The sequence below is a fragment of the Runella sp. genome, assembly GCF_965279615.1.
In the GTDB taxonomy this organism is placed as follows: domain Bacteria; phylum Bacteroidota; class Bacteroidia; order Cytophagales; family Spirosomataceae; genus Runella.
Genome location: NZ_OZ257252.1, coordinates 5,430,321 through 5,446,420 on the forward strand (window position 1 = coordinate 5,430,321; position 16,100 = coordinate 5,446,420).

The 16,100-nt window shown below is 41.5% G+C and carries 15 protein-coding genes; 7 read left to right on the plus strand and 8 right to left on the minus strand.

Annotation, left to right across the window (positions count from 1 at the left end):
• Positions 1–3 precede the first annotated feature (3 nt).
• Entirely contained in the window at positions 4–849 is an 846-nt protein-coding gene (locus ACQY73_RS22880; RefSeq protein ID WP_428655369.1) for an MBL fold metallo-hydrolase, read from the minus strand.
• Between the two features lie 95 nt (positions 850–944).
• On the opposite strand from ACQY73_RS22880, the gene ACQY73_RS22885 reads away from it, so the two are divergent.
• The 4 genes from ACQY73_RS22885 to ACQY73_RS22900 all read left to right on the plus strand — a co-directional run bounded on the left by ACQY73_RS22885 (position 945) and on the right by ACQY73_RS22900 (position 5,133).
• Positions 945–1,547: a Uma2 family endonuclease gene (locus tag ACQY73_RS22885; protein WP_428655371.1), complete on the plus strand. Its 603-nt coding sequence runs from the start codon at positions 945–947 to the stop codon at positions 1,545–1,547.
• On the plus strand, positions 1,544–2,245 hold the full coding sequence (locus tag ACQY73_RS22890; protein WP_428655373.1) for a response regulator transcription factor: 702 nt from the start codon (positions 1,544–1,546) through the stop codon (positions 2,243–2,245). Before ACQY73_RS22885 ends, ACQY73_RS22890 begins: the two co-directional genes overlap by 4 nt.
• A gap of 128 nt (positions 2,246–2,373) precedes the next feature.
• Positions 2,374–4,479, plus strand: coding sequence for a M3 family metallopeptidase (locus ACQY73_RS22895; RefSeq protein ID WP_428655375.1), 2,106 nt, complete (start codon positions 2,374–2,376; stop codon positions 4,477–4,479).
• A gap of 3 nt (positions 4,480–4,482) precedes the next feature.
• Positions 4,483–5,133, plus strand: a complete 651-nt coding sequence (locus ACQY73_RS22900) for a Uma2 family endonuclease (protein WP_428655378.1) — start codon at positions 4,483–4,485, stop codon at positions 5,131–5,133.
• A 3-nt stretch (positions 5,134–5,136) separates the two neighbouring features.
• On the opposite strand, the gene ACQY73_RS22905 is transcribed toward ACQY73_RS22900, so the two are convergent.
• Entirely contained in the window at positions 5,137–5,880 is a 744-nt protein-coding gene (locus ACQY73_RS22905) for a class I SAM-dependent methyltransferase (RefSeq protein ID WP_428655380.1), read from the minus strand.
• A 51-nt stretch (positions 5,881–5,931) separates the two neighbouring features.
• The gene (locus tag ACQY73_RS22910) at positions 5,932–7,359 is read right to left on the minus strand and encodes a pyridoxal phosphate-dependent decarboxylase family protein (RefSeq protein ID WP_428655383.1); all 1,428 of its coding nucleotides are present in this window, start codon (positions 7,357–7,359) and stop codon (positions 5,932–5,934) included.
• Between the two features lie 101 nt (positions 7,360–7,460).
• Between ACQY73_RS22910 and ACQY73_RS22915 the strand changes: the two genes are divergently transcribed.
• Positions 7,461–8,354 carry a LysR family transcriptional regulator gene (locus ACQY73_RS22915; protein ID WP_428655385.1) on the plus strand — a complete coding sequence of 298 codons (894 nt, stop codon included), beginning with the start codon at positions 7,461–7,463 and terminating at the stop codon, positions 8,352–8,354.
• Between the two features lie 74 nt (positions 8,355–8,428).
• Positions 8,429–8,653, plus strand: coding sequence for a hypothetical protein (locus tag ACQY73_RS22920; RefSeq protein WP_428655388.1), 225 nt, complete (start codon positions 8,429–8,431; stop codon positions 8,651–8,653).
• Positions 8,654–8,692: 39 nt separating this feature from the next.
• Here ACQY73_RS22920 and ACQY73_RS22925 read toward each other — a convergent pair whose 3' ends face one another.
• On the minus strand, positions 8,693–9,160 hold the full coding sequence (locus ACQY73_RS22925; RefSeq protein WP_428655390.1) for a hypothetical protein: 468 nt from the start codon (positions 9,158–9,160) through the stop codon (positions 8,693–8,695).
• Between the two features lie 6 nt (positions 9,161–9,166).
• A complete protein-coding gene (locus tag ACQY73_RS22930; protein WP_428655392.1) occupies positions 9,167–9,733 on the minus strand; it encodes an RNA polymerase sigma factor in 567 nt (188 codons plus the stop codon).
• A 147-nt stretch (positions 9,734–9,880) separates the two neighbouring features.
• Here ACQY73_RS22930 and ACQY73_RS22935 point away from each other — a divergent pair, with 147 nt between their 5' ends.
• Complete coding sequence (locus ACQY73_RS22935) at positions 9,881–10,222, plus strand: DUF6249 domain-containing protein (protein ID WP_428655394.1); 342 nt, start codon at positions 9,881–9,883, stop codon at positions 10,220–10,222.
• A gap of 55 nt (positions 10,223–10,277) precedes the next feature.
• Here the strand turns inward: ACQY73_RS22935 and ACQY73_RS22940 are convergent, their stop codons facing one another.
• The 3 genes from ACQY73_RS22940 to ACQY73_RS22950 all read right to left on the minus strand — a co-directional run bounded on the left by ACQY73_RS22940 (position 10,278) and on the right by ACQY73_RS22950 (position 16,020).
• Positions 10,278–10,955 (minus strand): hypothetical protein, encoded by a 678-nt coding sequence (locus ACQY73_RS22940; protein ID WP_428655396.1) that lies wholly within the window; start codon positions 10,953–10,955, stop codon positions 10,278–10,280.
• A 6-nt stretch (positions 10,956–10,961) separates the two neighbouring features.
• Complete coding sequence (locus ACQY73_RS22945) at positions 10,962–13,934, minus strand: Eco57I restriction-modification methylase domain-containing protein (RefSeq protein WP_428655398.1); 2,973 nt, start codon at positions 13,932–13,934, stop codon at positions 10,962–10,964.
• Positions 13,935–14,061: 127 nt separating this feature from the next.
• On the minus strand, positions 14,062–16,020 hold the full coding sequence (locus ACQY73_RS22950) for an alpha-1,4-glucan--maltose-1-phosphate maltosyltransferase (protein WP_428655400.1): 1,959 nt from the start codon (positions 16,018–16,020) through the stop codon (positions 14,062–14,064).
• Positions 16,021–16,100: the final 80 nt, after the last annotated feature.

Consider the following 16,100-nt stretch of genomic DNA (forward strand, 5'->3'; position numbering starts at 1 on the left):
TTTTTAAATAAAATTACTGAGTAATCCCTTGTTTTTCACACGAATACCTTTTTCTGTCATTTCTACGGTACAGCAATCGTACAATGGATCGTGGTCAAAAAACAAAAGGTAATTATGCTCCAATGCTTCTTTGAGCAGTGCCTCCTTTTCTTTCATGGTTTCGAGCGGCCGCACATCATAGCCCATTACGTAAGGCAGCGGCAAATGCGCGTGTGAAGGAATGGTATCGGCCATAAAAACCACTGTTTGGCCTTTATAAGCTACTTTAACCATCGTCATTTTCTCGGTGTGACCGTCGACATAAATGGGTTGTACGTTTGTTCCGAACGGATTCTCGGTTTTATCCGAAAAATATAAGTGTCCTGCTTCCTGAACAGGCAGTATATTTTCTTTGAAGAACGTTGCTTTTTCGCGGGCATTAGGAAAAGTAGCCGTTTGCCAATGCTCCGAATGTGTCCAATACTTAGCATTGGGAAACGTCAGTTCGTAGCCTGTGCGGCTTGCATTCCACTTTACGCCGCCGCCGCAGTGGTCAAAGTGCAGATGCGAAAAAATAACATCAGTGATTTCGTGCGCACCAAAGCCCGCCTTTTCAATGGATTTGACCAGATCACCCTCGCCGTGACGGTAATAAAACGCCTGCCATTTTGGGTCTTGCTTATCGCCCATGCCGGTATCGACGAGCATCAGTCGATTACCATCTTCGATCAGCAGGCAGCGCATATCCCAACTGCAAAGGTTATTTTCGTCGGCAGGAATGAGCCGATTCCATAATGTTTTAGGGACAACACCAAACATTGCGCCTCCATCGAGTTTGAAATGCCCTGCATCAATGACGTGTAATTGCATAACCGGAAAGTGAAAAAGTAAGAGAATCTTCAATCCGGTTCAAAGCAACTAAATTCTTTTGAGAATCGTTATCTTTACTCAAAAATTACATAATCATGACCGTAGTTATCAATGATTGGCGAGGCGAAGGTCCGGAACCGTTAGAGCTGGCATACGAGATGGACGACAATGCTTTTTATGAGTTTTGTCGCCGAAATCCTCATTTACGCTTTGAACGAAACCCCGACCGAACAATCATTATCATGCCCAATACCGGAGGAAAAACAGGTATCCGTAATACAAAAATTTTATCAAAATTATATAGTTGGTCGGAAGGGTTTGGAGGCGTTGTGTTTGATTCTTCTACCGCTTTTAAATTACCTAATTTTGCAACCAGATCTCCTGATGCTGCCTGGATCAGTGATGTGCGTTGGAATGCTTTGTCCGAGGAAGAGCAGGAACGATTTCCTCCTATTGCACCGGATTTTGTGATAGAATTGATGTCGGTGAGTGATAACCTGAAAAAAGCACAGGAAAAAATGCTTGAGTATATCGAAAACGGAGTGCAATTGGCTTGGTTGATACAACCTGCCACTCAGACAGTTTTTATTTACCGAGCCGATGGTACAATCAGTAAAATAACTGATTTTTCTGAAAAACTCTCAGGCGAAAATGTAGCGCCGGGATTTGAATTTTCTCTTCAACTACTCTTAAAATGACCAACGACTCCAGAAAGATCCTCATTGTAGAAGACGATTCACGTATTGCCCAAAATATCAGTAAAGGCCTTCGGGAAAAAGGTTTTGAGACAGAAATAGCGTATGATGGACTCATTGGCAATAAGATCGCTGCTGCCAATCATTTCGATTTGGTCATCTTAGACATCAATTTGCCCTCCATGAACGGCTACGAGGTATGTAAACTCATCCGCCAGCGCGACCCTAATGTACCCATTTTGATGCTTACCGCCCTTGGCGAACCTGACGACAAGATCGAAGGATTTAACGTGGGGGCGGATGATTATATCGTCAAACCGTTTGATTTTCGGGAACTGTTGGCGCGGGTCAATGTTTTTCTGAAACGCTCGCAATTTGATGCAGAAAATACAGGCAGCAATATCCTCCGCGTGGCAGATCTTGAAATAAACACCGATACAAAGATCGTAGTAAGGGCGAATCATGCCATCGACCTGACCCCCAAAGAGCTGGCGCTTCTGGAATACCTGGTGCGTAATAAAGGACGCGTTGTGTCCAAAACCGACATTGCCGAAAAGGTTTGGGATATGAATTTTGACAGCGGCACTAACGTGGTGGAAGTGTATATTAATTTTTTACGTAAAAAAATAGACCGCGATTTTGATACCAAACTGATTCATACCAAATCAGGAATGGGATATGTATTAAAAGAAGATTCGTAAGGAATTGAAGAGAATGCCAATGGTCACTCATTCGTAACTTTTGTGTAATCACCTCTTTTGGGGGATTCGTTTTTCTTCTTTAACTGCTAAATTGCCACACTTTTAGCAACAAACCATTCGTTCTTCCCATGAAAACCAACGCATTATTCGCAGGCCTGCTCATCAGTAGTGTGGCTTTTGCACAAAACCCAAGTAGTATGAGTTCGAATCCTCTTTTACAGCCGTTCAATACTCCCCACCAAACGGCTCCGTATGACAAAATCAAGCCGGAGCATTTTTTGCCGGCGCTTAAAGAATCCATGGCCGAAGGCCGTAAGGAAATCGCTGCCATCACTGACAATCCCGCCAAACCTACGTTTGACAATACCATTCTTGCGCTTGAACAGGGGGGCGGAAATGTAGGGAAAGTGAGTGCTATTCTGTTTCACCTCAATGGAGCAGAAACCAACCCTGAAATCCAGAAGACCGTCCGGGAAGCTTCGCCAATGTTGACCGAATACGGCAACGATATTACACTTAACGATAAGCTTTTTGCCCGCGTGAAATCCGTTTGGGACCAACGCGACAAGCTTAAACTCGACACCGAAAGTGCAATGCTGCTGGAGAAAACCTATAAGAGCTTTTCTCGCAACGGTGCCAATCTCAACGATGCCGACAAAGAGAAGATGCGCGGTATCAACAAAGAATTGTCGCAGCTCTCTATCAAGTTTGCGGAAAATAATTTGGCGGAAACCAATGAATATGCACTCGTAATTACTGACGAAAAAGACTTGGCCGGCTTGCCTGATTTTGTAAAAGAAGGAGCAAAAGCGACGGCCAAGAAAATGAATAAAGAAGGTTGGGTATTTACATTACAGGCACCAAGTTACGGCCCGTTTATGCAATATTCCGAAAATCGTGACCTGCGCCAAAAACTCTTTTTGGCCTTTAATGCCCGTGGTTTTGGCGGTGGCAAAAATGATAACCAAGTCAATATTGCCCAAATCGTAAAACTTCGCTATGAAAAAGCCAAATTGCTGGGTTACGAAACATGGGCCGATTATATGTTGGAAGAACGTATGGCCAACAGTAAGCAGATAGTAGCTAATTTTCTCAGCGACGTAAAAAAATACGCTGAACCTGCCGCTGCCAAAGAATTGGCTGAATTGACCAATTATGCCAGAAAAAACGGTTTTACCGAAGAAAAACTGCAACGTTGGGATGTGTCGTATTACTCTGAAAAACTGAAAAAAGAGAAATACGCCATCAATGATGAATTGCTGAAGCCTTATTTCAAACTTGAGAACGTGTTGGACGGCATTTTTACGTTGACAAACAAATTATACGGCATTACATTTAAAGAGAATAAAGACATCACAGGTTGGAATCCGGAAGTAAAAACCTACGAAGTATTTGATAAAGACGGTAAGTTTTTGGCTGTTTGGTATGGAGATTATTTCCCGCGTCCCGGCAAACGTGCGGGTGCCTGGAACAACAGTATTCAGGATCAATGGATCGAGAATGGCAAAGAATATCGTCCGCATGTGGTCAATGTGTGTAATTTCACACGCCCAACCGATACCAAACCTTCGCTGTTGTCTTTTGGTGAAGTAACGACGCTTTTCCATGAGTTTGGGCACGCATTACATGCGATGTTGGCCAACGGCAAATACCAAACAACTTCCGGCACCAGCGTTGCGTGGGACTTTGTGGAGTTGCCCAGTCAGATCATGGAAAACTTTGCGGAAGAACCTGAAGTATTAAGAATCTTCGCAAAACATTATCAAACCGGTGAAGTGATTCCGCAGGAATACATCGACAAAATCCGGGCAAGCTCTAATTTTATGGCGGGTATCGGCAATATGCGTCAAGTAGGTCTGGGCATGATCGATATGGCGTGGCACAGTGCAGTTCCTAACGGCGAAACCGTAGCTCAAATCGAAGAAAAGGCCGATGTAGGTGCTAAATTATATCCCAAGACCGAAGGAACAAGCGTGAGCACGGCGTTCAGCCACATTTTTGCGGGAGGCTATTCTTCGGGCTATTACAGCTATAAATGGTCGGAAGTATTGGATGCAGATGCTTTTGAGTTGTTCAAAGAAAAAGGCATTTTCAACCAAGAAGTGGCGCAGTCTTTCCGTGATAATGTATTGTCAAAAGGCGGTAGCGAAAAACCGATGGTTCTTTACAAACGTTTCCGTGGTCGCGAACCTAAACCGGAAGCGATGCTGAAACGGGCAGGATTGATTTTATAATTGATGATAGAATGTATCAAAAAAGGCAGATTTTTAGAAAATCTGCCTTTTTTGTATCTTCACAACAAAAATGATCCAATGAGTACAGCAAGATCCCATAAGAGCCATTACACATTTGAAGAATATATCGCTCTGGAAAAAGCACAAGGAATTCGTTATGAATTTGATAATGGTGAAATTTATGCCATGGCAGGAGCAACCAAACGGCATAACACAATTGTGCAAAACATTACTTTTGCTTTACGTCCATTTGCGCGGAAAAATGGTTGCCAAACATTTTCAGAAAATGTTAAACAAAAATTACAGGACGGTGAGCGTTACGTATACCCGGATGTAATTTATACCTGCGATTCTGAAGATCTGGCGGATGATAGTGATGTTATTGTTTCATCCCCCTGCTTACTCATTGAAGTCTTATCTGATTCGACCGAAGACAGTGATAAAATGGAAAAAAGGCAGCATTATTTCAAACTGCCTTCTTTGCAATGTTATTTATTGGTAGCTCAGCAGTCTTGTATCATAGAAGTTTACCAAAGAGCCAATGATTTCTGGAAATTTCAGTCCCATACTGCATTAAATGCTCAGATATATCTTGAAGCGTTGGATGTCAGGCTGTCTGTTGCCGATATTTATGAAGGAGTTATGTTTTCGTAAAATTCATTTCACTGCCGAAAATCCAATCAATGGCGGATGCTTCATAAAGTCTTCCCAATAGTCAAATTTTTCGGGATGATGTTGTTCGGGATGCAGGAGTGGGCCTTCCCATTTGAAGCCTTTTAAACCTGCGTTGGTAAAAGCATCGGCGTAAGTTTGGGGATCAAAATAAAAATTATCAAAGCTGAATTCCGTTCCGTCGAGATTAAACAGACGGTATTTTACAAAATCGCCTTCCTTGCGTTGTTCCGTGGTTTCTTTGACGAAGCCGTACTTTTTGTAGTTGGCATAATGTTGCGACTCGTTGAGAGGATTGTCATTAAAGCCAATGAATCGCCCGCCGGGTTTGAGATGGTCATAAACTACTTTACAAAACTGCGTCAACTCTTCCGGCGATTGAGCATAGTTCAACAAATACATTCCAACCACAATATCGTACTCGCCGAGTGGCTTTAATTGAAGTACATCATGTACCAAATATTGGCATCCCAATGCTTCCTGCTTTTCGGATTCTTCGGCCAGATCAATCATTCGCGCCGACAAATCCACGCCCAAAATAGTGGCTGCGCCCTGCTTTTTAAGTTTGCGCGTGTAAATTCCTTCCCCACAAGCCAAGTCTAAAAGGTGCATGTCGGAAATGTCACCGGCCAATTGAAGAAGCGTATATTCTTCGATGTATTTTCGAAAATCAAGTTTTTTTGAGTCGCGGTATTCGTTGGCAATTTGATCGTAAGAATTGGAATCCATAACGGTTGATTTTGAATGAGTTAATCCAAAAAGCTTTCTCTCTCACTAAAACTACCCAATGGTTGCCGCAATTTTCTCAATTTCAGCCAAAAGCGCTCTTAGATCATCCTTTTGCGTGAGAGGATTCATCAACGATACGCGCAAATACAGCTTTTCGCGTAAGGTGGTTTGGACAATGTAAAACTTCCCTTCTTCCAATAATTGTTGCCGAATGGCAGCATTCAGCGAATTATACGTTTCGGGGTTTTGCCCGTTATCTATAAAACGAAAACATACGATATTACTTTCCGGAACAATAGCCAATTCAAAACGCGAATTTTCCCGCAGGATCCCCACAAAATCCTTTGCCAGATCGTGAAGCGTGTCTACATTTTCAGCAAAAATCTCCTCGCCATAGGTTTTCAAAATGGAATATATCTTGACGCTCATCATGAGTTTTGTGCACTCAAAGGTGCGTTTGCCGGAATTGAACCATTCCTGCGAACCTTGATTGGCCCACAAATACTGGGCTTTTTGATGAAAAGTTTTAAATGCATCGTCCCCATTGCGGAAAATCAAGGCCGTTGCTAAAGCGGGCGTCATAAGCATTTTGTGCCAGTCAATGACTACCGAATCGGCGCGGTCAATTCCCGTTACCAATGCTTTGTATTTTTCGGAAAAAACTACCGCGCCGCCGTGCGCTCCGTCGACGTGAAACCACAAATTATGTTGCGTGCAGAAATCGCCGATGGCCTTCAAGTCATCATACGAGCCTGTAGACGTAGAGCAGGCACTTCCGATGACTGCAATGACCGTTAAACCGTTGTTTTGTGCTTGTTGGTAATATTCTTCCAAAAGCTCAGTACGCATTTGAAAACGGTTGTTGGTCGGGATCTTAATAATACCTTCGCTGCCCATTCCCATGATTCGCGCCGCACGGTCGATGCAGTAATGGGCTTCTTCGGAAACCATCACCGCCAACCGCTTACTGTGGCCTTCTTCCCACACATCTGTGGGCGCTTTGGCGGCACGAGCGGCCAGTAAGGCAGTTAAGTTGGCCAACGTTCCTCCGGAAGTTAAAAAGCCCGAAGATTGGGGGGAGAATCCTATTTTTTTTGCCAATAAATCACTCAAAACTCGCTCAAGCGGATTAGAGACCAAGCCCATTTCATAGACCGCCATTCCATTATTGAGCATCCCCGTCAAAAGCCCCGCCAGTGCGGCAATAGGCAGCGGCGGTGATACTTGATGCCCCATGTAGCGCGGATGGTGCAGATGAGTGGATTGTTGAATCACATTCTCAAAAAACGTAAGCGGATCGCCTGTTCCCTGCTCGAAATCAGCCTGCCAAAAATCAAGATTATCCTCCGGCAAACGATATGGAATAACTGATTTCAAGGTTTGATGTTGGGCATTGGACAGATAATCAGCCAACACATCCACTAATTGATGTGCTTCCTGACGAAAATGCTCCGGCGAATAGGCTTGGGTGAGATTCATGGGGACTCTAAATAGTATGGTTTTAAGTACAAAACAAATGAGTATATTTGATACTGAAAAATACTTAATTTTTACTGATTAATGCTAATAAGTTATCAGTTATGGATATTCGTACCCTTAAAAACTACCTGCGACTTACTAAGAACCTGAACTATCGCAAAACGTCGGAAGAGGTGTTTATCGCTCAACCCGCATTGAGTAGGCAAATACAACAACTGGAGGAGACCATCGGAGCAATGTTGTTTGACCGAGATAAGCGCAATGTACGGCCAACGGCAGCAGGACTGTTTTTTCAGAAAGAGGTAGAAAGAATTGTTTTTCAGTGGGAAGAAGCCTGCCGCAAAACAGCCCAAATTCACCGTGGCGAGGCAGGGGAAGTGCGAATCGGACACGCGAGTTCGGCCATGCAGTCAATTTTACCGCAACTATTGCTCAGGTTTCGGCAACAAATGCCTGATCTTCACACAGTTTTGACCGAAACAGCCAATTTGTTTTTGATTGAAGATATCCTGAATCGCCGTCTTGATCTTGGCTTTGCTCCCAATATTTTGCCGCCGTCGGGCATTGAGCAACGTTCGGTATATCAGGAAAATTTTGTCCTTATTTTACCACAAAACCACACGGTTGATCCTGAAAATTTTACCGATTTATCGCTTTTGAAAGATGAAGATTTTATCATTCCCCCGCTTTGGTTGGGAATGGGTTATGTAGAAACAGTCCATCAAATTTGCCGCGATTATGGAGGCTTTATTCCCAAAATAATTCACGAATCGGCGTATTCTGCTTCTGTACTTCGATTGGTAGAGGCCGGAATTGGTATTTCTATCGAACCGAAATCGACACTTCGAGGCCAAAATCTTCAAATTAAATGGGCTGAACTCTCGCACATTACCCAAAAAGCGGATATGAAAATGCTGTGGCTGGCAGAAAGGACGGAGGAATTGCGCCCTATTCTTCAACTCGTTGAAAGCAGTATTCCCAATACGTTAGCATAGCCTAACCCTGTTTGACTAAAATCATTTTTTTGCATAATGGAAAGTTTTAATTTGATTTTACTAAACCTTCTACCATGAAACAGTTTAATTCAATAGCTGAAAAAGAAAACTATTATGCCAAGCGCCGCCGCCGAGGCCTGATCGTTGGGGCAGTTGGCATTGCCTTATTGGGCTTGGGATTTCTGATCCAATACGTTTTATATATGCAGGGCACTTCCTTCAATACGGTCATGTATACGCTTACAAGCATCGGAATCATGTTGGTTCTTTATGCCGGCGTAGAGATTTTTGGTTGGTGATCGTTGCCAATAACAGGTCTGAAAATTCACCGAAACCGATCAGTAATGCTGTTTTAACCGTTTTCGAAGCATTCGCTCTACGACCAGCAGGAACAAAATAGCATTCAATAGAAGGAGTACCTGTTGGATAATGGGCACATTGACATTTAGTTGTTTTAATAGCCCGGTTTCGGGCGCCGGAGATTGGTTTGCTCCCGTGATCAGCATACATGCGGCCGATATGATCGACACGATGGCAACGAATAGGAAAGGCATCCATTTTGTAAGCGCCGGGCGCAGTGAACGGGCCTGTGCCAATTCCCATTGGTGCATCACTTTGTTTTCAAAGGCCATTGATGGAACTTCTATGGATAATGCTCCTAAATCGTTGTGCATTTGTGACAGTTCAGTAAAGTACTCATGGTAAGAAGCATCCGCCTTCAACCAATAATGATGACGTTGCACCACTTCTTCATTAGCTGCGCCATCGAGTACATCAAACAGTTCGTCGTCACTAAGTCGTTGCATATCTTTCTAATACAAATTTTTGACTTCTTCTCCCAATTGCTTTCGTAAGGTTTCTGCCAGACGCTTGCGCGCCCGGTGCAATTTTACCTTGATGGTCTCCACCGAAATTTCCGTAATTTCCGCAATTTCTTCCAATGATTGTTCCTGTAAATAAAATAACGTGATCATTGTCACATCATCCGGCGAAAGTTGCGTCAGTGCCCGTTGGATATTTTTGACACGCTCTTTCTTATGCAGGTTTTGCGGGGCATCCATGACCGCGTACGGTAATGTGTGTATTTCGGTGATTGATTCTGTCGGTTTTTGTCGGCGCTTGGCACCTAACGCGGCGTTAAAAACGATCCGATAAAACCAAGTTGTAAATTTTGCCGTTTGATTAAATTCTTTCAATGCTCCAAACGCCTGCAAAAAAGCGTCCTGAGCGGCCTCCTCAGCCTCTTCGCGGTGATTGAGAATGCGATACGCCACCGTAAAAGCAAAATCCTTATGACGGTGCACCAAGTCGCGATAGGCAGACTTGTCGCCATTCAGGATTCGCTCAATGATCTGTATATCTTTTAGATTATCATTCACGGTGTATTGGATGCGAAAGAATCAAAATAGGTTACGGCTAAGTTCGGATTTTTTCGTGTAAAAATTTTTATCATCACACCGTAACCTTCCGCAATGCTTTTTCATCCTATGTTCAAAACATATCGTAAAAACTAAAAATCAACTACCATGAATCCACTCATAATTCCTCTTATCTCTGTCATTGCCGGATCAATAATGATTATTTTTCTCCGTTATTTTCAATATGTAGAGCGTATGGGCATGATTGAAAAAGGGCTCAACCCTTTTGATAGTCAATCATTAAAGCGCGGCCGCATCAGCCCCGATAATACACTCAGATTTGGGTTACTGTTGATAGGGGCGGGATTGGGTTTATTAATAGGAATAATCATAGAGCCTTTACTTAACAACGACAGTGATGGTATTCCGTTAGCGCTTATTATGATTTTCGGCGGAGCAGGGTTACTTCTTTCTTACCTTATTCAGATGAAAAATGATAAGAAATCCTGATAGCCGGTTGAAGGGCTATAACAAAAAGGGGTGGCTCATCACCAACCCTTTTATGTTATTTTACCCAGAAATGGGTTAGAAACAGGTAGTCTTGGTTTTCCCGTATATGTTTAGATTCTAATTTAGCCATTTCGGCAAAATAGATTATTCGCAAATTTTCTTCATCGCCCCATCCCCCATCGTCTGTAATCCAACTGTTAATCTGTCTGTGCCAAAAATCAAACGTTTCCTCAAATACATAACCAACTATTCCGTTCCTTGCAAGCGATTTTCCATTGTCATCTATTCCATGAGCATTGTTTTTAAACCTTTGAATACCCCCATAATTACCCAACACATATTCCTTTTCTCGCTCCTTTTGTCCTGTGGGTAATTTTTTAGCCTCAATACAATAAATCAACTCCATATCATTGTCAACAGTATTTAATTTCACACCAAAATCCACTCGCCTTTTATTACCTTTTTTTGCTTTTCTCTGGCTTTTTTCAATTTGAAACTCGAATGGGTATTCTATCTGCTCTAAATTAAACCTACGTTGGCGCTGTAAATAATTGTACAGTTTTTCACTTATATCTTCTTCACTTTCATCTTTTTGAATTTGTTTCTGTTTTGGAAACAAGGGGAGATATTGTTCCAAGAAAAATATCAATTTCTCTACATAACCTTCCGTGGAAGAATTACGAGTAACATTTTGGTAAGGAATTTCACCTGAATATGGAATATTTTCTATCATATAGGCTTAAAATCCGGCACGTTTAAGATCAGAGAATGTTTCATCGGCATCTCGTAACGCTACAGATTTAAGCCAATAACGAAGTTTATTTGGTTTTATCAGTATCAAAACGTCGTAGCCATCTTCATGTAAGTAGGCTTTTAATACCCGATTCATACGAACATGGCGTCGTTTTTTGTCATATATCATTCGTTCTAATTTCTCAATCGCATCATTGTCCCATGTATCTTTTTCATAAGGAAATAAAGGAGAATACTTGCCAAAATAAAACTTAGAAATGACCATTCCACCAACTTCTGCATACTTGGTCGTAAACCATTTATTATCTCCTTTTTGATAAATTGGGTTCAAAGTGTTGCAAAAAATAGCCCCAAATTCTTCCAACGCAGAATCCGAAACCTCTTCATTTAAAAGGGACAATTTACTGCTTTGGCCCGATTTAATAAAGTAATTTAAAACATCATCACGCACTATTTTTTCACTATTACTAAGCTCTAAATCAGTAGTATCCCCTGGGTAAGGCAAATTAAAAATATCACTTTTTAACAATGTAAAATTAGACCTTGTGATGCCTGACCTTCCGCTTGTGCTTATTAAAAAAAAACGATTTGTTTTACTATTTGACTTTAATATATTATAAATATTCAATAAATTTTCTCTGTCTTGTACGGGAGCATGAATACCAATAATTTCGTGTTTAAAACAGAGATATTCATCTGAAAAAAGCATAGGGATTTGCTCTTGTCCTAAATTTTCTTTTATTAACAGATGCGGAGGCAAAAAGATAGTTTTTTTTGAAAAACGAGGTTCTTCAAAAAGAGTAGCTTCTTCGATTTTTATTTTTAACTTATTTGTTTCGTTAAACGAACTTGTAATAATGGTTGGTTTTTCTGTTATCCATTCGGCTCTTTTTAACTTTCTTCCATTAGATTTAATAGTTTCAGTTGAGCCATTTTGATTAGCTATTATATATCCTTCTCCAAATTCCCAGCCTTCTTGTTCTCTTTTCTCTTCTAAGTATTCACCTAAAGAACGTAAGTTCTGAAGTCTATTTAGTAACCGCGATATTCGCCCGCCACCTAAGAGATTTGCTTTCCAAACGTGTGGGTTTTGAGTGGCAGCGGAATAGGATACATTATGAAAATCGTAGTGGTCAATCTCAAAAAATTGTCGCTGTTCAGCTACCAACGTCCTTTTTATAACTGCATGAAGAATAGAGTTTTTAAGAGTAGGTAAGTTATTGGATGCGATAGCCGCACAAACGGCTACATTAGCCGAGCCATGAAACAGTACTTCACTTAAATTAGTAAAATCAATAACAGTGCGCAGTTGGTAGGCTTTCAAAAAAGCATTCCGGTATTCGTAAGAATTGTTGTTATAAAGCCAGGCACCGGAAGGTAAAATGAGGCAGCAGTTCCGACCGGGTTTGCATAGCATAATAGCTTTATCCCAAAAAATAATGGCTAAGTTAGAGTCATGAATTGGATAAATCGGCTGAATAGTATATTCTTCTGCTAAAAATTGAGCGTACTGTTTGTTACTTCCTGTTCTTGGGTTAAAAGGAGGATTACCAATGACTAAATCAAAAGACTGCTTTGACGTTTTGTTGAAAAAATTAAAAAAATTGTCTTCAAGAATATTGGTCTCACTAAGATTATCAAAACGTAAATTATCCCAAATTTCCATTGGGGAAAGTTTATCGCACAAAGCAATACAGAGACTAAAAACAGTAATTAATGTAGCTTCCTGCTCAGTATCAACACCAAAAATATTATTCCGAATGATTGCTTTGACAACTTCTGCATCAGGATAAATAATCTGTCCCGTTTTTTTATAATGCACTATGGCGGCCCACTGAATCATTCGTTTTAGCGCACTTACCAGAAAAATTCCTGAACCACAAGAAGGGTCAAGCACTTTGAAACTGTGGTCTCGAAATAACTCTTCCGCTTTTTCAAGCGGCATGCATTCATCAATCAAAAAATTAACCAAGTAGGGTGGTGTATATACTACATCTTTCGGCTTAACTCCTTCTTTGCTTAAAAACGCTTCATAAATTCCGCTAATTAGCTCAATGGGAAGATGATTGAAGGAGTAAAGCTCCCATAGCACATATTGATTGCCGTCAATTTTTGCATCGAATATGGCGGCTACATATTCTAAGTTTGCATTTTTTAACTCTATCTTTTCATCATTGGTTAACTCAAATACTTTTCCGTTGAACTTACTTGACAGTTTCTCAAAAAACGGAACGCAAAGCCCTTTTCTTAGAATATCCGTAAACTCCTCAGCATCTTGAAACTGACCGTAAAAGTCTCGGTATATCTCAAGCAACTTTGTACCGTTATAATCTTGTTTTTCTTCTAAGTACTTTACCAAAACGCACATTATCAGCAACTTACTAATAGTTTTGTTGTTGGTAAGCTGAGTAATTTGTTTCTTTTTTTCTAAATATTTCTTAGCATTTAGAAGTCCTTCAAGCAATTTCTGGTAAGGCCCTTGTTTGTAATCTAAGAGCGATTCATCTTTTTCCCAAAATGTTCCGTTATCGAACAATCGAGCGGAATACTTTTCGTAGTAGTATTGTTCGATGGTATCTGATAATAACGAAATTCGCTCAACTAGAGGCAGTTCATCCCTTTTCCGTTTTTTTTCAGAACTTTTAACACAGGAGAAAATCTTAATTTGACTTCTTGTGATAACATAGAACAGAGGCACAACGCCACTGCTCCAAAGTTTACGATGAATATCGGTTAATTGCTCATCCGAAAAGTCCTCATCATAAATATAGATTTGAGGCATAGACATACCTCTTTCTTCAAACCGACGGAAATAAACGGCTTTGGCTTCAAATTGTGAGGCTTGATGTAATGCAAGGAGTTCGCTGTTATTAGCAGCATCTTCAAGGCGGTCAGTGAAGACGAGACCGCTCCCAACAGTCATATCAAAGCGCTCTAATATGTCTTTGATAAGCGTCAATTTTCTAGGCTGGTATTAGTTTTTTGCAAAACTACGTTTTTTGTTATAACAATTAAAAGTGCTTAGCCGCTTTTCTTTACTCAAACTCTCCTAAAACAGTAAAATGAAGGAGAGTTTGAGATTAATTCTAAAGATCCTCAATCCGAAACAAATGAAAGGGCAGAAAATAAGGGTCAATGGCAATATAGTTGTATTCACCTTTCCAGACGTATTTGGACCCGGTGATAAGGTCATGTACAATAAAATCTTCCCATCCTGCTTTTCCGATTTTTTGTAGCGGTATTTTTACCCAACCTGTTTGTGTGTTGTACCCATCTAAGTTAACGATACACAGAATACGGTTGCCGTTCGGGTGCGTTTTCAAATACCCTAACAGTTGGTCGTTGTTAATGTCACAGAAGGTAATGTTATTGGTGTGTTGCAACGCCGTGTTCTCTTTTCGTGCGCGGTTTACCTGTGTGATCACCTGTGTGAGCTTATTGGTATGTTGCCAATCCCAGTGTTTGATCTCATATTTTTCGGAATTCCAATATTCTTCTTTTCCCGGGAATGTCTCATGCACCATGTATTCAAACGTGGGGCCGAAAATTCCATAGTTAGAGGAGAGCGTCGCAGCCATAAAGAACCGAAGCAGGTAGTTAGGCTCGTGGCCGCTTTGCAATAAAGGCGGATTAATATCGTGGGTATTGGGCCAAAAATTGGGACGGAAATAATACTTCATTTCGGTTTGGGTCAAGTCATTCATGTATTCCGTGAGTTCATATTTGGAGTTGCGCCATGAATAATACGTATATGATTGCGTATAGCCTCCCTTTGCCAGTTGTTGCATCACTTTTGGGCGTGTAAACGCTTCCGCCAAAAACAACATATCGGGGTACTTCTGTTTGGTTTCCGCAATGACCCATTCCCAAAAAGCAAACGCTTTGGTATGCGGATTGTCTACCCGAATGATTCTAACGCCCCATTCTGCCCAGACAAAAATGATGCGCCGAAGTTCTTCCCACAAGCTCTGCCACGCCTCTGTTTCGAAATTGATCGGATAAATGTCTTGGTATTTTTTTGGCGGATTTTCGGCATATTGGATCGTGCCGTCAGGGCGGATCTTAAACCATTCCGGATGGTTTTTAGCCCAGGGGTGGTCAGGCGAACATTGAATGGCCAGATCCATCGCAATTTCCATTTCATGCGCTTTGCAAGCCGCAATTAACGCTTTAAAGTCATCCAAAGTGCCTAATTCGGGATGAATGGCATCGTGGCCGCCCAGTTCTGAACCGATTCCATAAGGCACTCCGGGTTCGCCCGGTTGACAAAGTACATTGTTATTTTTGCCTTTTCTGAATTGTGTACCGATCGGATGGATGGGAGGTAAGTACAGCACATCAAATCCCATGCGTTGAATGCGGGGCAGGAGGTCGATCACATCATGAAATGTGCCGTGTTTGCCGTGTTCTTTGGCCGCTGAACGCGGAAACATCGAATACCAACTCGAAAAACCGGCTCTGGGGCGATCAACCCATAGTTGGAGCTCCCGGTAACGTGTGGTATGCTCGCGAATAGGGTACTTGGCAATCCAGCCGGTAAAAGTTTCACTGATAGCCAATAGCACGGCCTCATCGTATCGTTTTTCGTTACGAAAAAGCTTTATAGCCTCTTGAATGGCTTTTTTATCGTCTTTTGACGCTTGTTTTACAATTTTCTCGAGTAAGGTTGCACCTGCCAAAAGCTCACTGTTGACGTGTTGGGCATCGCGTATTTTAAGGGTTATTTCGTGCTCCCAAGAAGCTAAATGATCAACCCAAGCTTCAATGGTATAGCTATAGAAACCTTCCTTTTCCACCATAAATTGGCCACCCCAACGATCATTATTAATAAATCGCATGGGGACTTCACTCCATTGTTTTTCCGAATGATGCTTATAAAGCAAATGAGAGGCGGTTTTGTCGTGTCCGTCGCAGAAAATATCGGCTTCTACCTGAATAATTTCCTGAGGAACAGATTTAATATAAAAGCGTCCTCCGTCCAATTCGGGCGATACGCGCTCTATTATCACACGATTTCTTCCTTGTATGTCGGCGAGATTCATCATAGGTTATTTTGTTTTGAGCCTTAAACCTAAAAAAATACCCCGACGTGAACAAGCGTCGGGGTAGAGCATTCCTATTTTAT